Below are 22,615 nucleotides of genomic sequence, written 5' to 3' on the forward strand. Positions count from 1 at the left end.
GCGATTGTGTCAGAGCGAATGGTCCTACGCAATTGACGCTCATCGGATGAGGGGTTAATGGCTTTGGATCGGCGGACAGGTTTTCGGCGGGAGCGGGTGTGCTCGCAATGGGATCGCTGCGGTGTGTGCGATGTACCGGGTTGCCTGAATCGCAGGCAAGCCAGCTTCCACAGAGGCGGGGGGGGGGTTAAAAACTGTGCACCTGTTTGCGTCGCTGCCACTGGTTCAGCCGTTGTTGCAGGGCCTGTGGGCTGTCGATGCCCTGGGTGCGGGCGCGGCTGAACAGGATCAGCGCCAGTTCGGCAGTGGCCAGGGCGTCGGCGCTGGCGTTGTGGCGGTCTTCGATCTGGAGGCTGAAGTGGTTGACCCACTGATCCAGCCCGGCGTCGCGCAAATTGACCTTGGGGCAAAGCATCGGGGCCAGTGCCGCCACATCCAGGAACGGGTGTTGCAGACGGTAGCCAAGGCTGTCTTTAAGGGCGCGGGTAAGCATGTGCTGGTCAAACGGCGCATGGAACGCCAGCAGGGGGCTGTCGCCAACAAAGGCCATGAAGTCGAGCAGGGCATCTGCCGGATCGCTGCCTGCGGCAATGGCGGCAGGGCCCAGCCCATGCAGCAGCACGCTGGGGTTGAGGGGGGCATCGGGGCGCAGAAAGGTGCGTTCAAACGCCTGGCCCAGGTCGATCGCGCCATCTTCAATCACCACCGCGCCAATCGACAGCACTTGATCGCGATTGAGGTTCAGGCCGCTGGTTTCCAGGTCAACCACGACCCAGCGTTGCTTGCGTATTGTGGTGTCGCTCAACCCCGATGCGGGCGGCAGTTGCAGCAGGCGCTGTTGCTGCTCAGGGCTGAGCTGCGGTTTTTTGCGCGGCAATAACCATGACAGCAGGTTCATAGCTGATACCGCAGGGCCAGGCTGCTTTGCAGGCGCTGGGCCTGGCGCAGGGCTTCACGCAAGATGCGCCGGTCCAGCTGGTTCAGGCTGTCCGGGTCGACCCGGTTGGAGTACGGGCGGTTTTCCCGGGTTTGCAGTTGGTGCTGCTGCATGCGGGTCTGCTGGATAAAGTGATAGGCCTCTTCATACGCGGCGCCGTCCAGCGGTTCGATCACTTCGAGGGCGACCAGTTGGCGCAGGCGCTCAAGCGTGTTGTTGGCTTCAACCCCGTGGGCCAGCGCCAGCAAGCGCGCACCGTCAACGAAAGGCGTGAGGCCCTGGACCTTGAGGTCGAGGGTGGCTTTGTCGCCACCTTTGCGTTCCAGCACAAACTCACGGAAACGCCCCACGGGCGGGCGATGGCGCAATGCGTTGTCGGCCATCATGCGCTGGAACAGACGGTTGTCGGCCACCTGTTCAAGGATGCCACGGCGCAGTTGCGCACAGCCCTGTTCATCGCCCCAGACCACTCGCAGGTCGAAATAGATGCTCGATGCCAACAGGTTTTCGGGTGAGGTTTCACGAATAAAGGCGGCAAAGCGGCGTGCCCATTCGGTACGTGACAGGCACAGGTCGGGGTTGCCGGCCATGATGTTGCCCTTGCACAGAGTGAAGCCGCAGGCTGCCAGGTGATGGTTGATCTGTTGTGCGATGGGCAGCAGGCGCTGGCGAATTTCTGCGGCCTGGGTGGCGTCCCTGGCTTCGAACAGGATGCCGTTGTCCTGGTCGGTGTGCAGGGTTTGCTCGCGTCGCCCTTCGCTGCCAAAGCACAGCCAGGTGAACGGCACACCCGGATCGCCCTTGTCGGCCAGTACCAGCTCGATAACCCGGCATACGGTGTGGTCGTTGAGCTGGGTAATGATGTGGGTGATTTGTGTGGAGGACGCGCCGTGGGCCAGCATGCGTTCCACCAGTTGCCCGATTTCGCCGCGCAGGTTGATCAGGGTGTCCAGCCGTGGCGCGTGGCGGATGGTGCGCGCCAGGTGCACCAGATCGACCCGCTGCAGGGAAAACAGGTCGCGCTCTGACACTACACCGCACAGGCGCTGATCCTTGACCAGGCAGACGTGGGCAATGTGCCGCTCGGTCATGGCGATGGCCGCGTCGAAGGCGCTGTGGTCGGGGCTCAGGTAAAACGGCCCGGGGGTCATGTGCAGCTCGATGGCTTGGGTGAAATCCTCGACGCCGCTGGCCACCACCTGGCGCAGGTCGCGCAGGGTGAAGATCCCCAGCGGTGCCTTGTGTTCGTTGACAACGACTATGCTGCCCACTTGCTGTTCATGCATCAGGCGCACGGCTTCGCGCAGTGCGGTGTCCGGGGCGCAGGTCACGGGGTGACGCATGGCCAGTTCACCCAGGCGGGTATTGAGCGAATACTGGGTGCCCAGGGTTTCGGCGGCTTTTTGCTGGACCTGTTGATTGACCTTGTCGAGCAGGCTGCTGACGCCACGCAAGGCAAAGTCGCGGAACTCATCGGACAGGGCAAAAAGTTTGATAAACGCGGGTTTGTTCAGTTGCAGGCAAAATGTATCTTCAGCAGCGCGGTGTTCGGTGCGGGTGGCGCGCTCGCCCAGCAGCGCAGCCAGGGGGAAGCACTCGCCGGCAGTGATCTCGAAGGTGGTCTGGGCGGCCTCGCGGCCGGCATGGGTGCGTTCGCCCACCACGCGGCCCTGCTTGACGATATAGAAGTGTTCCACCGGCCCGTCGGTCGGTCGGATGATGCTTTCACCCGGGGCATAGAAGCGCAGTTGGCACTGCTCGACCAGGTAAGCCAGGTGAGTGTTTTCCATTTGGTTGAAGGGCGGGAATCGCTGCAAGAACTGCATGGTGCCGTGAATGTTCTGCAGCACCGCGGTCTTCCCTGCCTGGAGAAACGCATCCGATTTGCTCATTGCTGTTACCGCGTTGTTGGTTGTAAACCGTTGTTGTTATGACCGGACAGGGCAGGGCCCCATGGCGTGTTTCTATCCCTCATGCTCGGCGGTCTGCGCGCGGGTGCCCATTGGACGTAAGTCTATGGGCAGCGTTATGTTGAGTGTTGTGAGAACGGGTACATGATTTTTGTACATACTTGTACCGTAATGCTTGGAAATAGATGCGCCTGCGTGCACATTGGCGCACGGTGGGAAGTACGGAGTACACCGGAGGGATATTTCACCTACACGGATGTATTTGAGAAACGTATGACTGAACATGACATTTTGACCGACGCCGAGCGCGCGGCCTTACAAGAGGTGATGCAGGCGTCTGAATTGTTCTCGCCCTGTGTATTGATTGTTGATGATGATCCATTGACCCGTGATCTGTTGGCCGAGTTTTTGGAGCTCAACGCAATCGAGTGCCTGAAGGCGTGCAATGAAGAACAGGCGTTGGCGCTTCTGGCGTCCGGGAAGCCGGTTCACCTGATGCTCACCGACTTGCGCATGCAGCCCTACGATGGCTTGCACCTGATCCGCAAAGTACGCGAATCAGAGCGGGCGGCCTTGCCGATTATCATCATGTCGGGCGATGCGAGTGTGCGTGACGCCATCGATGCCATGCACCTGAGCGTGGTGGACTTTCTGCTTAAACCTATCGATACCGACAAGTTGCTGGTGCTGGTCCGCAAGGAGTTGAATATCTAGTTGCTTGCCGCTGACAGATACAAAAAAGCCCCGGAAACCGGGGCTTTTTGTTATCTACCGTTTGGCGTTATTTACAGACCGTTTTTGGCCTTGAACTCACGACGACGACGGTGCAACACAGGCTCGGTGTAGCCGTTGGGCTGGCGGGTGCCTTCGATCACCAGTTCGACCGCCGCCTGGAAGGCGATGTTGCTGTCGAAGTCCGGCGCCAATGGGCGGTACAGCGCGTCGTTGGCGTTCTGGCGGTCGACCACCGGCGCCATGCGCTTGAGGCTTTCCATGACCTGGGTTTCGCTGACGATGCCGTGTCGCAGCCAGTTGGCGATGTGCTGGCTGGAGATACGCAGCGTGGCACGGTCTTCCATCAGGCCGATGTCGTTGATATCCGGAACCTTTGAACAACCCACGCCCTGGTCGATCCAGCGCACGACGTAACCCAGAATGCCCTGGGAGTTGTTGTCCAGTTCGTTCTGGATCTGCTCCGGCGTCCACTGCGGGTTGACGGCCAGCGGGATGGTCAGGATGTCGTCGACCGATGCCGGGGCGCGCTTGGCCAGTTCGGCCTGACGGGCAAACACGTCAACCTTGTGGTAATGCAGTGCGTGCAACGCAGCGGCAGTCGGCGATGGCACCCAGGCGGTGTTGGCACCGGCCAGCGGGTGAGCGATTTTCTGCTCCAGCATGGCGGCCATCAGGTCGGGCATGGCCCACATGCCTTTACCGATTTGCGCACGGCCTTGCAGACCGGTGCTCAAACCGACATCGACGTTGTTGTTTTCGTAGGCTGAAATCCACTTCTCGGCCTTCATGTCCGCCTTGCGCACCATCGGCCCGGCTTCCATCGAGGTGTGAATCTCGTCGCCCGTGCGGTCCAGGAAGCCCGTATTGATAAACACCACACGCTCGCTGGCGGCCTTGATGCACGCCTTGAGGTTGATCGTAGTGCGGCGCTCTTCGTCCATGATCCCGACTTTGAGCGTGTTGCGTGGCAGCTTGAGCACGTCTTCGATGCGGCCGAACAGCTCGTTGGTGAACGCGGCTTCTTCAGCGCCGTGCATCTTCGGTTTGACGATATAGACCGAGCCCGTGCGGCTGTTGCTGCGTGTGGCCTTGCCATTAAGGCTGTGGATCGCGGCCAGGCTGGTCAGCAGGCCGTCGAGAATGCCTTCCGGCACTTCGTTGCCGTCTTTGTCCAGGATGGCGTCGATGGTCATCAAGTGGCCAACGTTACGCACGAACAGCAGCGAACGGCCGTGCAGGCTGACGGTGCCGCCGTTTGGCGCGCTGTACTCGCGATCCGGGTTCATGGTGCGGGTGAAGGTTTCACCGCCCTTGGACACCTGTTCGCTCAGGTCGCCCTTCATCAGGCCGAGCCAGTTGCGGTAGATCACCACCTTGTCATCCGCGTCGACGGCAGCAACCGAGTCTTCGCAGTCCATGATGGTGGTCAGGGCCGCTTCCATCAGTACGTCTTTGACCCCGGCTGCGTCGGTCTGGCCAACCGGGCTTGCGGCGTCGACCTGGATTTCGAAGTGCAGGCCGTTGTGCTTGAGCAGCACGGCGGTCGGTGCAGCGGCGGATCCGTGGTAGCCGATCAGTTGCGCGGTGTCGCGCAGGCCGGTGCTGGCGCCACCCTTGAGGGTGACCTGCAAGGCGCCGCCAACGATGGCGTAGCCGGTTGAATCAACGTGAGTGCCGCCGGCCAGAGGCGCGGCTTCATCGAGAAAGGCGCGGGCGAAGGCAATGACCTTGTCGCCACGGACCTTGTTGTAGCCTTTGCCCTTGGCGGCGCCATCGGCTTCGCTGATGGCATCGGTGCCGTACAACGCGTCATACAGCGAACCCCAGCGGGCGTTCGAGGCGTTGAGGGCAAAGCGCGCATTCATCACCGGCACCACCAATTGGGGGCCTGCCATGCGGGCGATTTCGTCATCGACGTTTTGCGTCGTTGCCTGGAAGTCTGCGGCTTCTGGCTGCAGATACCCGATGTCCTGGAGGAAGGCTTTATAAGCCACGGCGTCATGGGCCTTGCCGGCCTGAGCCTGGTGCCAGGCGTCGATCCGCGCCTGCAAGTCATCGCGTTTGGCGAGCAGTGCTTTGTTCTTGGGTGCCAGGTCATTGATGACCTTGTCGGCACCGGCCCAGAACTGGTCGGCGGTGAGGCCGGTACCGGGGATAGCTTCGTTGTTTACGAAGTCGAACAGGACTTTGGCGACCTGCAGGCCACCGACGTGAACGTGTTCAGTCATTGCTTGCCTCACTCATTTTTATTTAAAGCCTGACACCGCCTTGGCTCATGCGGGCGGGGTGGTGCGGGGTATTGCAGACGCCTTGGCGGACCATGTTGCAAATTATGTAGTGGTCGTCGAGGCATACTACATGATCAATTGCAGATGTGAAAATCAGACTAATCACGTCGTTCTGCGACCATTTTTACGCTATCGGTCACGCAGAAGAACAAGATGTTCTCAAGAAATATGCAGGTTGTCCCGGATAATTCTAAAAACAGTACACAATTTGTGATTTCCAATACCTTTTGTGGGAGCGGGCTTGCTCGCGATGGTATCGCTCTGGTTTGCCTGTCAGACCGTGCTGCCTGAATCGCGAGCAAGCCCGCTCCCACACTGACGGCAGTGCCTATACTCAACCGACCCCCTAATAAGAGAGTCCACGCCATGAACCATCTTGTGATTACGGTCTTTGCCCAGGACAAGGCCGGGCAGGTTGAGCGTATTGCTCAATGCATCGCCGAGCATGGCGGCAATTGGCTGGAGAGTCGAATGTCGAGGATGGCCGGGCAATTTGCCGGGATTCTGCGGGTGGGCGTGCCTGCCGAAGCCCATGATGAGCTGGTCGATGCGCTGCACAGTCTGGCCAAGGAAGGGATTCGGGTATTGATTGCCGAAAGCGGTATCGAGCAATCCTGCACCTGGAAGCCCATCGCCATGGAACTGGTGGGCAACGACCGCCCCGGCATTGTGCGCGACATCACCCGGGTGCTGACGGAGCAGGGGGTGAATCTGGAGCGGCTGGTAACAGATGTGCGGCCCGCGCCGATGAGCAACGAGCCGCTGTTTCATGCCGAGGCGATTTTGGCAGTGCCTCTGACCCTGTCGCTGGATGTACTGCAAAAGCGCCTGGAAACCCTGGCGGATGAGCTGGTGGTTGATCTCAAATTCAGCACCGAGGAGTAGGGTTCAGCCGCGCTGGCGCATGCTGAACCAGGCATCGAGGCTATACACCACCAGGCCGGCCCAGATAAACGCAAAGGCGAGCAGGGTGCTTTCGGACAAGTGCTCGCCATACACCGATATCGCCAGAATCAACACCAGCGTCGGTGCGATGTATTGCATAAAGCCCAAGGTGGTGTAGGGCAAATGCCGTGCGGCGGCGTTGAAACACACCAGCGGTATCAGCGTTGCCGGGCCTGCTGCCACGAGCAGCCACGCTTCTGAGGTGCTCCAGAATTGCCCATGGGCGCTGTTGGCTTCGGGATGCATCAGCAACCAGCCAATGGCGACCGGCACCAGAATCCAGGTTTCGACCACCAGCCCCGGCAACGCCTTGACCGGCGCCTGTTTGCGGATCAGTCCGTAAAAGCCAAAGCTGAGCGCCAGGACCAGCGAGACCCACGGCAGGCTGCCGACTTGCCACACCTGTTGCGCCACACCGACGGCGGCCAGGCCCACGGCAATCCACTGCAGGCGGCGCAGGCGTTCGCCCAGCAGCAACATGCCGAGCAGCACGTTCACCAGCGGGTTGATGTAGTAACCCAGGCTGGCTTCGAGCATGCGGTCGTTATTCACCGCCCACACGTAGGTCAGCCAGTTGACGGCGATCAGCAGGCCGCTGATGGTCAGCACGCCAATGCGTTTGGGGTTGTCGCGCAGCTCCTGCCACCAGCCGGGGTGCTTCCACACGAGCAGCAACAGCGAGCCGAACAACGCCGACCAGAGCACCCGGTTCACGATGATTTCGGCGGCCGGGACGCTGGCCAGCAGTTTGAAGTAGAGCGGGAAGATGCCCCAGATGACATAGGCGGTGAGGCCTAAAATATACCCGCGACGCGGGTTGGCGGCTTGCATGCAGAATCCTTGCTTAGGCAACTAACGGGTACGGAAGAGACCGAGAGTGTAAGCAGGTTTTTCCATTTGTGGGAGCGGGCTTGCTCGCGATTGCATCACCGCGATTATCCAGAGGCACCGCGTCGCCTGAATCGCGAGCAAGCCCGCTCCCACGAGAGCAACAATGAGGGCTGATCAGAACAGCTTCAGCGGCTCTTCATTGAGCGCCGACAGTTGCTCGCGCAACGCCAGTACCTGGTCGCCCCAATACCGTTCGCTGCCAAACCACGGGAAGCTGTGGGGGAAGGCCGGGTCGTCCCAGCGGCGGGCCAGCCACGCGCTGTAGTGCATCAGGCGCAAGGCGCGAAGCGGTTCTATCAGCGCCAGTTCACGGGGGTTGAAATCATGGAATTCACTGTAGCCGTCCATCAGTTCAGACAACTGGCCCAGGCATTCCTGGCGGTCTCCGGCCAGCATCATCCACAAGTCCTGCACGGCAGGGCCCATACGGCAGTCGTCGAGGTCGACGATGTGGAACACTTCATCGCGGCACATCATGTTGCCGGGGTGGCAATCGCCGTGCATGCGGATGTTGGTGTGCGGGGTGGCGGCATACACGTCTTCAACGCGCTTGAGCAGGTCACGGGCGACTGACTCGTAGGCCGGGAGCAGGCTGCGCGGAATGAAGTTGCCTTCAAGCAGGGTGGTCAGCGAGTCGTGGCCGAAGTTCTTCACGCCCAGTGCTTCGCGATGTTCGAACGGCTTGGTCGCGCCCACGGCGTGCAGGCGGCCGAGCAGTTGCCCGAGGCGGTACAGCTGGTCGAGATTGCCCGGCTCCGGTGCCCGGCCACCACGGCGCGGGAACAGGGTGAAGCGAAAGCCTGCGTGTTCGAACAGGCTTTCACCGTTGTGAATCATGGGTGCGACCACCGGGACATCAAGCTCGGCCAGTTCGAAGGTGAAACGGTGTTCTTCGAGGATGGCTTCGTTGGTCCAGCGCTGTGGCCGGTAGAATTTTGCGATCAGCGGTTCCGAGTCTTCGATACCGACCTGGTACACACGATTTTCGTAGCTGTTGAGCGCGAGCACGCGGGCATCGCTCAGGAAACCGATGCTCTCGACGGCGTCGAGCACCAGATCAGGGGTAAGTGTTGCAAACGGATGAGACATGCTGACTCCTGCGCGCAGCAGGCTGCCGCGTCCGGCCATGCATGTTAGCGCAGACCGGGTGGCTGAGGGCGATTGAATATAGTCTGGCCCCCTTGTGGGAGCGGGCTCGCTCGCGATGCATGCGACGCGGTGTTTCTGGATCACCGCAGTGATGCAATCGCGAGCAGGCTCGCTCCCACAAGACTTTTTTGTTATGCGCCGACGATGCCGCCGTCTTCCCGGCTGATGGCCATGACCGAGGAGCGCGGCTTGCCGTTGGGCAGGTGCTCGGGGAAGGTGGAACCGCCGTTTTCACCCGGGTGCTGAATGCCCACAAACAGGGTTTTGTGGTCTGGCGAGAAGCTGATGCCGGTGACTTCGCAGCCAACCGGGCCGACCATGAAACGACGGATTTCACCGCTGGCCGGGTCGGCGCAGAGCATCTGGTTATTGCCCATGCCGGCAAAGTCGCCGGCGTTGCTGTAATCACCGTCGGTGAGGATCCACAGGCGGCCGGCGTCGTCGAACCCCATGCCGTCCGGGCTATTGAACATGTTTTGTGGCGTGATGTTGGTCGAGCCGCCCTTGGGTTGACTGGCATGAACCGCCGGGTTGCCGGCCACCACAAACAGGTCCCAGTCGAAGGTGTCTGCGCCGTGGTCACCGTTTGGGGCTTTCCAGCGCAGGATTTGCCCGTACACATTCTTCTCGCGGGGGTTGGGGCCGCCGACCGGCTGGCCGTCTTCGCCGCGCTTGGCGTTGTTGGTCAGGGTGCAATAGACCTGGCCGTCCTTGGGGCTGACCACGATCCATTCCGGGCGGTCCATGCGGGTAGCGCCGACGGTGCTGGCGGCCATGCGTGCGTGGATCAACACTTCGCCCTGATTGGCGAAGCCGTTACTGGCATCGACGCCGTTCTTGCCGTGGCTCAGTTCGATCCACTGGCCCTGGCCCTTGGGGCGGTCAGGGTTGTTGTCGCCGTTGTCGAAGCGCGCCACATACAGCGTGCCGTGGTCCAGCAGGTCGCGATTGGCCTTTGGGTTCTGGTGGTCGATTTTGTCGCGGCTGATGAATCTGTAGATGAACTCGCCGCGCTCATCGTCGCCCATATAGACCACGGCATGGCCGTCACCGGTTTCGGCCAGGGCGGCGTTTTCGTGTTTGAAACGGCCCAGTGCGGTGCGTTTTACCGGTGTTGAGAGGGGATCGAACGGGTCGATTTCCACCACCCAGCCGTGACGGTTGAGCTCGTTGGGATTGACCGCCAGGTCGAAGCGCGGGTCGTGCTGGTGCCAGTTGATCTCTTTGCTGGCGACGACGGCGCCATAGCGTTTTTGCGCGGCATCGAAGGCCTGTTCGGGATCAGAGCTGCCGAAGCAATCGGTGAAGTTTTCTTCGCAGGTCAGGTAGGTGCCCCATGGGGTCTTGCCGTTGGCGCAGTTCTGGAAGGTCCCCAGCGCGCGGGTGCCGCTGCTGTCGGCCCGGGTACGGAGCAAGGGATGCCCGGCAGCGGGGCCGCTCAGGCGAATCGGGGTGTTGGCGTGGATGCGCCGGTTAAAGGGCGAACCCTGCACGAACTGCCAGCCGTCACCCTTGCGCTGGATCTCGATCACCGATACGCCTTCAGTGGCCTGGGCCTTGTGCACTTCTTGCGCAGAGGCCGGCGAGCCGCCGTGGGGGTAGAGGTAGCGATAGTTGGTGTATTCGTTGTTGATCGCCATCAGGGCGCGGTTCGGGTCATCCGCGAAGGCGAACAGGCTCATGCCGTCATTGTTGTCGCCAAACTGCACTTCCTGGGCGCTGGCGGTGCCGTTGCCGGTGGGGTCAAACGCCGGGCCGCCGGCTTGCAGCGGCTGGCCCCAGCTGATGAGCACCGAGGCACGGTAGCCGGGCGGCAGGGTGATGGTGTCGGCGGTGGCCGCGCTGATGCTGTCGAACCCCAGTAACTGGCCATTGGCGTTACTCACGCCGGTTGCCAGGGCGCTGCGACTCAGCAGGCCGCCGCCCAGAAACATCGCTGCACCGCACAAGGCGCCAGCACTGATAAAACCACGTCGACTGAGGCCGATGATCTGCTCAAGGTCGGTGGGCTGGTTTTCTTCTAATAGGCTCATGGCTGGCTCGGCTCGGGACGGTTTTGGCAGTCACCATAAGCAGCGGGTATGACAGGGATGTTTCAGACCTTCGATGAAAAGCCCCTCTCCCTCTGTGTAGAGGGTTGGGGTGAGGGTGGCGGTTTAGAGTGCAGTGCCGAGCAGCACCAGCGACGGCGCAAACTGCACGCTCACCGCGCTGCCAGCGCCCAGACCTTGTGTATCCAGATGTTGCGGCTCGGCCAGGGCGCACAGGGTCTGGCCGCTGGGCAGGCTGATGCGAACTTCGCTGGGGCCATTGTCGGTGTGCAGGATCTGCTCAATCTGCCCGCCCAGCTGATTGTGCTCGGGGCTTGGCGGCTGTCCGGCGCCCATCAGTTGCAGCCAGCCGGCCTTGATCAGTGCCACTGCCGGGCTGCCAATGGCCAGTTCCAGGCGCTGGGTGCTGTCGTGGGTAATTTGTGCGTGCAGGGTCAGGCCGCCGGGGAGTTCAAGCTGGACCAGGTCGTTGTGGCCATGGCCGTGGATGGCAATAACGGTGCCATGCAACTGATTGCGGGCGCTGGTGCGCAGCATCAGGCGTCCCAGCAGGTCGAGGTCTTCGCTGTCTTCGGCGGCGTCCAGCACCTGACTCTGCAATACCTGCAGGCGTTGATACAGGCGCAGTACCCGTTCACCGGCAAGGGACAGCCGGGCGCCGCCACCGCCTTTGCCGCCGATGCTGCGTTCCACCAGCGGGGTTTGGGCCAGGTTGTTCAGTTCATCGATCGCATCCCATGCGGCCTTGTAGCTGATGCCTGCACTTTTTGCCGCTGCTGTGATGGAACCCTGCTCGGCGATGTGCTGCAACAGGGCGATGCGTTGCGGGCGGCGGACGATGTGTTGGGCAAGCAAGGTGGGCAGGTGCATGGCGGCTGGTTCGCAAGGCGGGACGTGCCCGGAAAGTGCCTGCTCGACCGGGTGGCGTCAAGGTGGCCCGTCAGGTTTTGGGGTGCGGGCCAGGCAGTACACGTCAACCCGCCGCGCTCCGGCCCTGATGAGCAGGCGGGCCAGGTTTTCGGCGGTAGCGCCTGTGGTCAGCACGTCATCGACCAGGGCCAGATGCAACCCGCGCACTTGCGCGCCCGGTGCAAGGCTGAAGGCCTGCTGCAAATTGCGTTTACGGGCTTTGGCGTCCAGCGCCTGCTGCGCGGTGGTGTCCTGAGTTCGCAGCAGCCAGTGCTCGCGTCGAGGGATGTTCAGCGTGCTGCTGAGCCACTGGGCGAGCATGGCGGCCTGGTTGTAGCCGCGCTGACGCAGCCGCGCAGTGGACAGGGGCACCGGGAGCAGGAAGTCGGGCTGGGGGTTGTCTGAGTTGAAGCTATCGAGCAGCGATTGGCCGAGAAGTTCGGCTAACAGTCGCCCATAAGGCCACTTGCTGTGGTGTTTGAAGCGAATGATCAGACTGTCGACCGGAAACCCGTACAGCCAGGGTGCATGCACTTGCTGGAACGCGGGAGGCTGCTTGATGCAGTGGCCGCAAGTCAGGCCGGCCATCGGCAGTGGCAAGGCGCAGCGCTGGCAACGGTCACCCAGCCACGGCAACTCCAGCTCGCAGGCGACGCACAGGGGGCGTGCTGTGCAGCAGCGCTCATCGCACAATAAACACGATTGGTTATTTAATAACCAGATGTAAACCAGCTTAATCCATTGTGGTTGACAGTTCATGTCACATCCTTAAACATGCCGACATCCGTGCCGTATCTGAGGTGTTTGCCTCGGGTTCTAGTCAAAGCATAAACAAGAGAAACGCCGATGAGCGCCAGCAGCCTTGCCAACTTGCGACATGATTGGTCTTTAGCCGAGGTCCGGGCGATGTTTACCCAGCCTTTCAATGACCTGCTTTTCGACGCGCAGACCGTTCACCGCAAGCATTTCGATGCCAACCGGGTACAGGTTTCTACGCTGTTGTCGATCAAGACCGGTGCCTGCCCGGAAGATTGCAAATATTGTCCGCAGTCGGGCCACTACAACACCGGCCTGGCCAAAGAGAAGTTGATGCAGGTACAAAAGGTGCTGGAAGAGGCGCAGCGGGCCAAGGCCATCGGCGCCACCCGTTTTTGCATGGGCGCGGCCTGGAAGCACCCGTCTGCCAAAGACATGCCTTATGTGCTGGAAATGGTCAAAGGGGTGAAGGCCATGGGCCTGGAAACCTGCATGACCCTGGGCAAGCTGGATCAGGATCAAACCGCTGCGCTGGCCCACGCCGGTCTCGATTACTACAACCACAACCTCGACACCTCGCCTGAGTTTTACACCAGCATCATCACTACCCGAACGTACAGCGAACGCCTGCAAACCCTGAGCTACGTGCGCGACAGCGGGATGAAGATCTGCTCCGGCGGCATTCTGGGCATGGGCGAGTCGCTGGATGACCGCGCCAATCTGCTGATCCAGCTGGCCAACCTGCCGGAGCACCCGGAGTCGGTACCGATCAACATGCTGGTGAAAGTGGCCGGTACACCGATGGAAAACGCCGAAGACATCGACCCGTTTGATTTCATTCGCATGCTGGCGGTGGCGCGGATCATGATGCCTTTGAGCCATGTTCGTCTGTCGGCCGGGCGTGAGGCGATGAACGAACAAATGCAGGCGCTGGCGTTCTTTGCCGGGGCCAACTCGATTTTCTATGGTGACAAACTGCTGACCACGGCCAACCCTCAGGCTGACAAGGACATGCAGTTATTTGCGCGCCTGGGCATCCTGCCCGAAGCCCGGGAAGAGCACGCCGACGAAGTGCATCAGGCGGTTATCGAGCACGCGCTGAGAGATCAGAAATCCAGCGAGCAGTTCTATAACGCTGCGGTTTAACACCTGCGCAGACCTGTAGCCGCTGCCGCAGGCTGCGACGGGCCTGCAAGACCTTCGCTTTACCGAAGCCGGGGCCGTTTCGCTGCCCATCGCAGCCTGCGGCAGCGGTTACAAGGGATTATGGTCAACATGTCTTTTGATTTAAGCGCCCGCCTGGCCGCTCGCCGTGCCGATAATCTGTATCGTCAACGCCCGCTGCTTGAAAGCCCGCAAGGCCCGCAAGTAGTGGTCGACGGCCAGCCGCTGCTGGCCTTTTGCAACAACGACTATCTGGGCCTGGCCAATCACCCGCAGGTGATCGAAGCCTGGCAGGCCGGGGCGTCGCGCTGGGGTGTGGGCGGCGGGGCGTCGCATCTGGTCATTGGCCACAGCACCCCGCATCACGCCCTGGAAGAAGCGCTGGCCGAGTTCACCGGCCGCCCGCGAGCGCTGTTGTTCAGCAACGGTTACATGGCCAACTTGGGTGCCGTCACGGCGCTGGTGGGCCAGGGCGATACGGTGCTCGAAGACCGTCTGAACCATGCCTCGCTGCTGGATGCGGGGTTGTTGAGCGGGGCCCGGTTCAATCGCTATCTGCATAACGACGCGACCAGTCTGGCCCGGCGCCTGGAGAAGGTCTGCGGCAATACGCTGGTGGTCACCGATGGTGTGTTCAGCATGGACGGCGACCTGGCCGACCTGCCAGCGCTGGCCCGTGAAGCCAGGGCCAGGGGCGCCTGGTTGATGGTGGATGATGCCCACGGTTTCGGCCCGCTGGGTGCCAAGGGTGGCGGCATTGTCGAGCACTTCGGGTTGAGCGCGCAGGATGTGCCGGTGCTGGTCGGTACGCTGGGCAAGGCCTTTGGCACCAGCGGTGCCTTCGTGGCGGGCAGCGAAGAGCTGATCGAAAGCCTGATCCAGTTCGCCCGGCCTTACATCTACACCACCAGCCAGCCACCTGCCCTGGCCTGCGCGACCTTGAAAAGCCTTGAGCTGTTGCGCACCGAACACTGGCGACGTGAGCATCTGAACACCCTGGTGGGTCAATTTCGTCGTGGCGCCGAGCAGATCGGCCTGCAGTTGATGGACAGCTTCACCCCGATCCAGCCGATCATGATTGGCGACAGTGGCCGGGCTGTGCGCTTGTCGCAGATGTTGCGCGAGCGCGGCTTGCTGGTGACCGCGATCCGTCCGCCAACGGTGCCCGCAGGCAGTGCCCGTTTGCGTGTGACCTTGTCGGCTGCCCACACAGAGGTGCAGGTGCAGCTATTGTTAAATGCACTCGACGACTGTTGGCGCACGATGGAGTTAGACCATGCGTGATCGTTTGATTTTGCTGCCGGGCTGGGGCCTGGGGGTTTCCCCTCTGGAGCCCTTGGCCGAGGCATTGCGCGCGCTGGACGAGCACCTGCGGGTCGAAATCGAACCGCTGCCGGTGCTGTTGTCGGCGGACCTTGAAGACTGGCTCGATGAACTCGATTCGACCTTGCCCGACGACGTCTGGCTGGGTGGCTGGTCGCTGGGCGGGATGCTCGCCAGCGAGTTGGCCGCACGTCGGGGGGATCGTTGTTGCGGGCTGGTGACGTTGGCCAGCAACCCCAGCTTTGTCAGCCGCGAGGATTGGCCCAGCGCCATGCCGGCTTCCACGTTTGAACCGTTTCTCAACGGCTTTCGCGATGCACCTAACACGACCCTGAAGCGTTTTTGTCTGCTGTGCAGCAAAGGCTCGATTGAGCCTCGCGCACTGGCCGGCCTGCTTCTGGGCGGGGCACCGAAAGCTCAGCCGGACACGCTGCTGGCGGGCCTTGAAGTGCTTGGCAAGCTGGACACCCGTGCAGCGTTGCAGGCGTTTGGCGGGCCGCAACTGCATCTGTTTGCCGGGCAGGATGAGCTGGTGCCGGTGCAGGCCGCGACCGATGTGCTGGCGTTATTACCCGATGTCGAAGTGGGTCTGATTGAACAGGCCTGTCATGCATTTTTACTGGAAGCCCCCCACGAATTGGCGGCGGCGATCCAGGCTTTTTTACACGAGTTGGGTGATGAATGATTTAAGTGTTGCGATGCTTGCGGCCAGCTTGCCGGACAAGCGTCAAGTCGCAGTTTCGTTTTCCCGTGCGGCGTCCAGTTACGACAGCGTTGCCGAGTTGCAACGTGACGTTGGCCACGAACTGATTGCCCGTTTGCCAGTGGGTCTGGCCCCGCAACGCTGGCTGGACCTGGGAAGTGGCACGGGCTATTTCAGTCGCGTGCTGGGCCAGCGTTTTGGCCACAGCCAGGGGCTGGCGCTGGACATCGCCGAAGGCATGCTGGCTTACGCCCGGCCTTTGGGGGGGGCGCAGCATTTCATCGCCGGTGATGCCGAAAGCCTGCCGCTGCAATCGAACAGCTGCGATGTGATTTTCTCCAGCCTGGCGCTGCAATGGTGTGCCGACTTCAGGGCCGTGCTGAGCGAGGCTCATCGCGTGCTCAAGCCTGGCGGGGTGCTGGCATTTGCCAGTTTGTGCGTGGGCACCCTGAGCGAGTTGCGTGACAGTTGGCGGGCAGTCGATGGCCAGGTTCACGTAAATCGGTTTCGTGAGTTCCAGACCTATCAGCAACTGTGTGCCGACAGTCAGTTTCAGGTCGCCAGTTTGCACAATCAGGCCCATGTGCTGCATTACCCGCAAGTTCGCCAACTGACCCACGAGCTCAAAGCGCTGGGGGCTCACAATCTGAACCCCGGTCGCCCGGAAGGATTGACCGGCAGGGCACGGCTTCAGGGGCTGATTGGTGCTTATGAGCAGTTTCGTCAACCCCTCGGGCTACCGGCGACGTATCAGGTGGTCTACGGCATCCTGGAGAAAACGCGATGAGCCCTGCGTACTTCATTACCGGTACCGACACTGATGTGGGCAAAACCACGGTCGCGGCAGGTTTGCTGCATGCCGCCCGCGCAGCCGGGTTGAGCACGGCCGCTGGCAAGCCGGTGGCGTCAGGCTGTGACGTCACGCCCCGGGGGTTGCGCAATGCCGATGCGCTGGCGCTGATGGCTGAGTGCTCCATCGCGCTGAGTTATGACGAGGTCAATCCGGTGGCGTTCGAGCCGGCGATCGCGCCGCACATTGCCGCCCGCGAAGCCGGGGTTGTGGTGACGGTGCAATCGTTGCTGGGCCCCATGCGAAAGGTGTTGGCCAGGCAGGCGGACTTCACCCTGATCGAAGGCGCTGGCGGCTGGCGCGTGCCATTGTCGGGGCAAGACAGCTTGTCGGACCTGGCGCAGGCACTGGATCTGCCGGTGATACTGGTGGTGGGCGTACGGCTGGGCTGCATCAGTCATGCATTGTTGACCGCCGAGGCGATTGCCCGCGATGGCCTGCAACTGGCCGGCTGGGTGGCCAATATCATCGGCCCCAAAACCTCACGCCTGGAAGAAAACCTCGCCACCCTGACGGAACGTTTGCCTGCGCCCTGTCTGGGCCGGGTGCCGAAGCTCAAATCAGCGTCGGCGCAGTCCGTGGCTGAATATCTGCAACTCGATTTGCTGGACTGAAAACCGCTTCAATCCAGACCACGATCTATGGTGGGAGCGGGCCTGCCCGCGATGGCATCGGCTCTGTCTGACAGACTGTCCGCGTCGCCTGTATCGCGAGCAGGCTCGCTCCCACCATTCCGTTTCCCTTTGCCTGACAAATCCGACCTAAGACGAACGGCGGTATCGCGCTGCTTGACAATAAATAAGCGTAAACGTATGTTTCAAACACCCGTTTGACCGCCATAACAAATCCACGCGGTTGTTCATCCCCGGATTCATCAGCAGAGGTTTATCGCTATGCCTGACTACAAGGCCCCCTTGCGTGATATTCGCTTCGTTCGTGACGAACTGCTCGGTTACGAAGCGCATTATCAAAGCCTGCCGGCTTGCCAGGACGCTACTCCAGATATGGTTGACGCCATTCTCGAAGAAGGCGCCAAGTTTTGTGAGCAGGTGCTGGCACCTCTGAACCGCGTGGGTGACATTGAAGGCTGCACCTGGAGTGAATCCGGCGTTAAAACCCCTACCGGTTTCAAAGAAGCCTACAAACAATTTGTTGAAGGCGGCTGGCCTAGCCTGGCGCACGACGTAGAGCACGGCGGCCAGGGCTTGCCTGAGTCTCTGGGTCTGGCTGTGAGCGAAATGGTTGGCGCGGCCAACTGGTCGTGGGGCATGTACCCGGGCCTGTCCCATGGTGCGATGAACACCATCTCCGAGCACGGTACCCCTGAGCAGCAAGAGACCTACCTGAGCAAACTGGTGACCGGCGAATGGACCGGCACCATGTGCCTGACCGAGTCGCACTGCGGTACTGACCTGGGCCTGTTGCGCACCAAGGCTGAGCCCCAGGCTGATGGCTCGTACAAGATTTCCGGCACCAAGATCTTCATCTCGGCCGGTGAACACGACATGGCCGACAACATCGTCCATATCGTACTGGCCCGCCTGCCGGATGCACCGGCTGGCACCAAAGGCATTTCGCTGTTCATCGTGCCCAAGTTCAAGGCTAACGCCGATGGCAGCATCGGTGAGCGCAACGCCGTGTCCTGTGGCTCCCTTGAGCACAAAATGGGCATCCACGGCAATGCGACCTGCGTGATGAACTTCGACGGCGCCACGGGTTTCCTGATCGGCCCGCCGAACAAAGGCCTGAACTGCATGTTCACCTTTATGAATACCGCGCGTCTGGGCACCGCCCTGCAGGGCCTGTCCCACGCTGAAATCGGCTTCCAGGGTGGTCTGAAATACGCCCGTGACCGTCTGCAAATGCGTTCGTTGACCGGCCCAAAAGCCCCTGAAAAGGCGGCTGACCCGATCATCGTTCACCCGGACGTACGCCGCATGTTGTTGACCATGAAGGCCTTCGCCGAAGGCAACCGTGCGATGGTTTACTTCACTGCCAAGCAAGTCGACATCGTGAAATACGGCGTTGATGAAGAAGAGAAGAAGAAAGCAGACGCACTGCTGGCTTTCATGACGCCGATCGCTAAAGCCTTCATGACTGAAGTCGGTTTTGAGTCCGCCAACCACGGCGTTCAAATCTACGGCGGTCACGGCTTTATCGCTGAGTGGGGCATGGAGCAGAACGTTCGCGACAGCCGCATTTCGATGCTGTACGAAGGCACCACCGGTATCCAGGCACTCGACCTGCTGGGCCGTAAAGTGCTGATGACCCAAGGCGAAGCCCTCAAGGGTTTCACCAAAATCGTGCACAAGTTCTGCCAGAGCAACGAAGGCAACGAAGCCGTTCAGGAATTCGTGACTCCGCTGGCTGCACTGAACAAGGAATGGGGCGAGCTGACCATGAAGGTCGGTATGGCGGCGATGAAAGACCGTGAAGAAGTGGGTGCGGCCTCGGTCGACTACCTGATGTATTCCGGTTATGCGTGCCTGGCGTACTTCTGGGCTGACATGGCCCGCCTGGCAGCTGAGAAACTGGCTGCTGGCACGTCCGAAGAAGCGTTCTACAAAGCCAAGCTGCAAACGGCGCGCTTCTACTTCCAGCGCATCTTGCCGCGCACCCGTACCCACGTTGCCACCATGCTGTCGGGTGCCGCTAACCTGATGGACATGAAAGAAGAAGACTTCGACCTGGGCTACTAAGCTTCGGCGAGTCATCTAAAAAGCCGCGTTCCCTTTGGGGCGCGGTTTTTTGGTTTTTGGTGCTCGCCAAAAAAAACCAGTGGGAGCGAGCCTGCTCGCGAAAGCTTTCGCGAGCAGGCTCGCTCCCACATTAGATATGCTTTCGTGACTTGTTTGTAGTTCGAGGTCACAGCATGACCCTATGTATCGCAATTGTCGTTAAGCTAGACTGGGTCCTACATTAATCGCCGTTTCCAGATTACGAGGTTTGCCATGGCTGACTACAAAGCGCCCCTGCGCGATATGCGCTTCGTCCTCAACGAGGTTTTCGAGGTCGCTACACTTTGGGCGCAATTGCCTGCGTTGGCAGAGACCGTAGATGCTGAAACGGTTGAAGCCATTCTCGAAGAAGCGGGCAAGGTCACCGCTAAAAGCATCGCGCCACTGAGCCGTAGTGGCGATGAAGAAGGTTGCCACTGGGACAATGGAGCGGTGACTACCCCGGCCGGTTTTGTCGATGCCTATCGCACCTATGCCGAAGGCGGCTGGGTTGGCGTAGGCGGCGATCCTGAGTTCGGCGGCATGGGCATGCCCAAGGCGGTGTCGGCCCAGGTCGAAGAAATGATCAACTCTTCCAGCCTGTCCTTCGGGCTGTACCCGATGCTGACTGCCGGGGCCTGCGTGTCGATCAACGCCCACGCCAGCGATGAATTGAAAACCACCTATTTGCCGAATATGTACTCGGGTGTGTGGGCAGGTTCCATGTGCCTGACCGAGCCCCATGCGGGCACCGACTTGGGGATTATTCGCACCAAGGCTGAGCCTCAAGGGGATGGTTCCTACAAAGTCACTGGCACCAAGATTTTCATTACTGGCGGCGAGCATGACCTGACGGAGAACATTATCCATCTGGTGCTGGCCAAGCTGCCGGATGCACCGGCCGGGCCTAAAGGTATCTCGCTGTTCCTGGTACCCAAGTTCATGGTTCACGCCGATGGCAGCCTGGGTGATCGCAACCCGGTGACCTGTGGCTCGATTGAACACAAAATGGGGATTCAGGCCTCGGCCACCTGCGTGATGAACTTCGACGAAGCGGTCGGCTACCTTGTGGGCGAACCCAACCGTGGCCTGGCGGCGATGTTCACCATGATGAACTACGAGCGTCTGGGTGTTGGCATCCAGGGCCTGGCTTCGGGAGAGCGTTCGTACCAGAACGCTGTGGAATATGCCCGCGACCGCCTGCAAGGGCGCGCAGCTACCGGCGCTCAGGCCAAAGATAAAGTGGCGGACCCGATTATCGTGCACGCGGACGTGCGTCGCATGCTGTTGACCATGAAGGCTTCGAACGAAGGTGGCCGTGCCTTTTCGACCTACGTGGCCAACCAGCTGGATATCGCCAAATTCAGTGAAGACCCGGCGGCGCGTGAGCGCGCCGATGGCCTGGTCGCCTTGCTGACCCCCGTGGCCAAAGCTTTCCTGACTGACTTGGGGCTAGAAACCACCGTGCATGGCCAGCAAGTATTTGGCGGCCATGGCTACATCCGGGAATGGGGTCAGGAGCAACTGGTACGGGATGTGCGCATTACCCAGATCTACGAGGGCACCAACGGTATCCAGGCGCTGGATCTGGTGGGGCGCAAGATCGTTGGTAACCAGGGGGTTTACTACCGCCAGTATGCAGACGAGATTCGTCAGTTTATTGCCTCGGCAAACCCGGATCTGAATGAGTTCACCCAGCCTTTGGCTGCGGCTTTGGACACACTCGACCAGTTGACGGCCTGGGTTCTGGACCGTTCGCAAAATAACCCGAACGAAATCGGCGCAGCCTCGGTCGAGTACCTTCAGGTTTTTGGTTACACAACGTATGCGTACATGTGGGCGCTGATGGCCAGGGCCGCGTTGGGCAAAGAGTCCGCTGAAGCGTTCTATGCCAGCAAGCTGGGCACTGCACGCTTCTATTTCGCGCGTTTGCTGCCTCGTATCCACTCCCTGAGCGCGTCGGTCAAGGCGGGCAGCGAGTCGCTTTACCTGCTGGATGAAGCACATTTTTAAACTGTTGAGTGCAATGTAAGCATTTGCTTACATTACATGCTGCCATTCTCCCATATCGTCAGATTGGATCCAGAGGTAATCTACTTCCAATGGACGTAGAGCAGGAAGCTCAAAGCAACAACAGGGACACGTAGGATTCTGCCAGGATGGCGGAGTGAAAAGGATGTCAGGGAAACAGTCTGCAAAACCCCGCTTAGGCGGGGTTTTCTTTTTTGTGCGTCAGAAATTTCTGTCCACGGTTTCAGCACATCCCTTGTGGGAGCGGGCTTGCTCGCGATTCAGACGCCGCGGTGTTTCAGTGTGCCAGCGGTGATGCAATCGCGAGCAAGCCCGGCCCCACATTTACATAGTGGCATCCTGTGGGTGCATCACATCCTCAAGCAGTGTGCGCAACAGCCCCAGCGTCGCTTGTTGCCGCTGTACATCGCGGCATACCAATCCCACCTTCAGCGGCACCCTCGGTTCACTCAGGGGTTTCCACAGCAGCGCCTTGTCGTCGTGTTCATGGCGCGAGCGCCCCGGTAACACGGTGGCCAGTTTGCTGTGGGGCAGGCTGTCGAGAATCCCGGCCATGGTGTTCAGCTCGGCCTGAACCTGTGGCCGCCGCCCCAGATTGGCCAGCTGGGTTTGCCAGATCTGGCGCACCTGAAACTCTTCCCCCAGCAGCAACATTGGCAGCTCTGCGGCTTGGCTCAGGGACACCTTCTTGAATTCGCGTAACGGATGCTCAGCCGGGATGACCAGTTGCAGTTCATCTTCGTACAGCATTATCCCGTGCAGCCCCGGTTGGCGCGGCGGCAGGTAGCTGATCCCGATGTCGAGTGAGCCATTGAGCAGGCGCCGTTCGATCTCGATACCCGTGAGTTCGTAAATCTGCACCACCAAATGAGGTTGTGCCTGACGCACCCGCTCCAGCATTTGCGGTACCAGACTGGTGTGCACGGTCTGCAGCACGCCGATGGCAATGGTGCGCAGGGCCTGGCCCTGGAAGTTGTGCAGGGCCTCTTTGGCTCGCTGCAGGCCATCGAGCAGTGGCAGCGCGTGGTTGTACAGGGTGTGCGCCGCGAGGGTAGGCAGCAGGCGTTTGCTGCTGCGCTCGAACAGGCTGACGTCGAGGTTGTGTTCGAGCTGGCGAATCTGCTGCGACAGGGCTGGCTGCGAGATGGAAAGACGCTCGGCAGCACGGCCCACATGGCCTTCTTCATAGACCGCGACGAAATAACGCAGTTGCTTGAAATCCATAAGTAATACTTATCGAAAATGCTTAAAAAACG

General features: G+C 60.6%; 18 protein-coding genes. 9 read left to right on the top strand and 9 right to left on the bottom strand.

Going from position 1 to position 22,615, the window contains the following annotated elements:
- Positions 1–187: 187 nt before the first annotated feature.
- The gene (locus tag ACZRMS_RS06190; protein ID WP_463994561.1) at positions 188–898 is read right to left on the bottom strand and encodes a 3'-5' exonuclease; all 711 of its coding nucleotides are present in this window, start codon (positions 896–898) and stop codon (positions 188–190) included.
- Positions 895–2,829 carry a putative nucleotidyltransferase substrate binding domain-containing protein gene (locus ACZRMS_RS06195; RefSeq protein WP_463994562.1) on the bottom strand — a complete coding sequence of 645 codons (1,935 nt, stop codon included), beginning with the start codon at positions 2,827–2,829 and terminating at the stop codon, positions 895–897. The genes ACZRMS_RS06190 and ACZRMS_RS06195 overlap by 4 nt, the downstream gene beginning before the upstream one ends.
- 291 nt (positions 2,830–3,120) lie before the next feature.
- On the opposite strand from ACZRMS_RS06195, the gene ACZRMS_RS06200 reads away from it, so the two are divergent.
- Positions 3,121–3,561, top strand: a complete 441-nt coding sequence (locus ACZRMS_RS06200; RefSeq protein ID WP_463994563.1) for a response regulator — start codon at positions 3,121–3,123, stop codon at positions 3,559–3,561.
- Between the two features lie 71 nt (positions 3,562–3,632).
- Here the strand turns inward: ACZRMS_RS06200 and ACZRMS_RS06205 are convergent, their stop codons facing one another.
- Positions 3,633–5,810, bottom strand: coding sequence for a malate synthase G (locus tag ACZRMS_RS06205; protein ID WP_463994564.1), 2,178 nt, complete (start codon positions 5,808–5,810; stop codon positions 3,633–3,635).
- A 426-nt stretch (positions 5,811–6,236) separates the two neighbouring features.
- Here ACZRMS_RS06205 and ACZRMS_RS06210 point away from each other — a divergent pair, with 426 nt between their 5' ends.
- The gene (locus ACZRMS_RS06210) at positions 6,237–6,755 is read left to right on the top strand and encodes a glycine cleavage system transcriptional repressor (RefSeq protein WP_048361156.1); all 519 of its coding nucleotides are present in this window, start codon (positions 6,237–6,239) and stop codon (positions 6,753–6,755) included.
- A gap of 3 nt (positions 6,756–6,758) precedes the next feature.
- Here ACZRMS_RS06210 and rarD read toward each other — a convergent pair whose 3' ends face one another.
- From rarD to ACZRMS_RS06235, 5 genes are all read right to left on the bottom strand, one after another.
- On the bottom strand, positions 6,759–7,646 hold the full coding sequence (gene rarD, locus ACZRMS_RS06215) for an EamA family transporter RarD (protein ID WP_463994565.1): 888 nt from the start codon (positions 7,644–7,646) through the stop codon (positions 6,759–6,761).
- A 174-nt stretch (positions 7,647–7,820) separates the two neighbouring features.
- Positions 7,821–8,795, bottom strand: a complete 975-nt coding sequence (locus ACZRMS_RS06220; RefSeq protein ID WP_048361154.1) for a serine/threonine protein kinase — start codon at positions 8,793–8,795, stop codon at positions 7,821–7,823.
- 191 nt (positions 8,796–8,986) lie between these two features.
- The gene (locus ACZRMS_RS06225; RefSeq protein ID WP_463994566.1) at positions 8,987–10,888 is read right to left on the bottom strand and encodes a PhoX family protein; all 1,902 of its coding nucleotides are present in this window, start codon (positions 10,886–10,888) and stop codon (positions 8,987–8,989) included.
- A 123-nt stretch (positions 10,889–11,011) separates the two neighbouring features.
- Positions 11,012–11,776, bottom strand: a complete 765-nt coding sequence (locus ACZRMS_RS06230; protein WP_463994567.1) for a TOBE domain-containing protein — start codon at positions 11,774–11,776, stop codon at positions 11,012–11,014.
- 57 nt (positions 11,777–11,833) lie between these two features.
- Positions 11,834–12,574 (bottom strand): ComF family protein, encoded by a 741-nt coding sequence (locus tag ACZRMS_RS06235; protein ID WP_463994568.1) that lies wholly within the window; start codon positions 12,572–12,574, stop codon positions 11,834–11,836.
- Positions 12,575–12,661: 87 nt separating this feature from the next.
- Between ACZRMS_RS06235 and bioB the strand changes: the two genes are divergently transcribed.
- The 7 genes from bioB (at position 12,662) to ACZRMS_RS06270 (ending at position 21,341) form a co-directional block, all read left to right on the top strand.
- Entirely contained in the window at positions 12,662–13,717 is a 1,056-nt protein-coding gene (bioB, locus tag ACZRMS_RS06240; RefSeq protein ID WP_463994569.1) for a biotin synthase BioB, read from the top strand.
- A gap of 129 nt (positions 13,718–13,846) precedes the next feature.
- Entirely contained in the window at positions 13,847–15,019 is a 1,173-nt protein-coding gene (bioF, locus tag ACZRMS_RS06245; RefSeq protein WP_463994570.1) for an 8-amino-7-oxononanoate synthase, read from the top strand.
- Positions 15,012–15,743: an alpha/beta fold hydrolase gene (locus tag ACZRMS_RS06250; protein ID WP_463994571.1), complete on the top strand. Its 732-nt coding sequence runs from the start codon at positions 15,012–15,014 to the stop codon at positions 15,741–15,743. The genes bioF and ACZRMS_RS06250 overlap by 8 nt, the downstream gene beginning before the upstream one ends.
- Positions 15,736–16,548: a malonyl-ACP O-methyltransferase BioC gene (bioC, locus tag ACZRMS_RS06255; RefSeq protein ID WP_463994572.1), complete on the top strand. Its 813-nt coding sequence runs from the start codon at positions 15,736–15,738 to the stop codon at positions 16,546–16,548. The genes ACZRMS_RS06250 and bioC overlap by 8 nt, the downstream gene beginning before the upstream one ends.
- Complete coding sequence (gene bioD / locus ACZRMS_RS06260; RefSeq protein ID WP_463994573.1) at positions 16,545–17,225, top strand: dethiobiotin synthase; 681 nt, start codon at positions 16,545–16,547, stop codon at positions 17,223–17,225. The genes bioC and bioD overlap by 4 nt, the downstream gene beginning before the upstream one ends.
- 279 nt (positions 17,226–17,504) lie before the next feature.
- Complete coding sequence (locus ACZRMS_RS06265; RefSeq protein ID WP_463994574.1) at positions 17,505–19,310, top strand: phenylacyl-CoA dehydrogenase; 1,806 nt, start codon at positions 17,505–17,507, stop codon at positions 19,308–19,310.
- 252 nt (positions 19,311–19,562) lie between these two features.
- Positions 19,563–21,341 (top strand): acyl-CoA dehydrogenase C-terminal domain-containing protein, encoded by a 1,779-nt coding sequence (locus ACZRMS_RS06270; protein ID WP_463994575.1) that lies wholly within the window; start codon positions 19,563–19,565, stop codon positions 21,339–21,341.
- A gap of 342 nt (positions 21,342–21,683) precedes the next feature.
- Here the strand turns inward: ACZRMS_RS06270 and ACZRMS_RS06275 are convergent, their stop codons facing one another.
- Entirely contained in the window at positions 21,684–22,583 is a 900-nt protein-coding gene (locus ACZRMS_RS06275; protein WP_463994576.1) for a LysR family transcriptional regulator, read from the bottom strand.
- Positions 22,584–22,615 lie beyond the last annotated feature (32 nt).

It is taken from the genome of Pseudomonas sp. B424, from assembly GCF_055408345.1.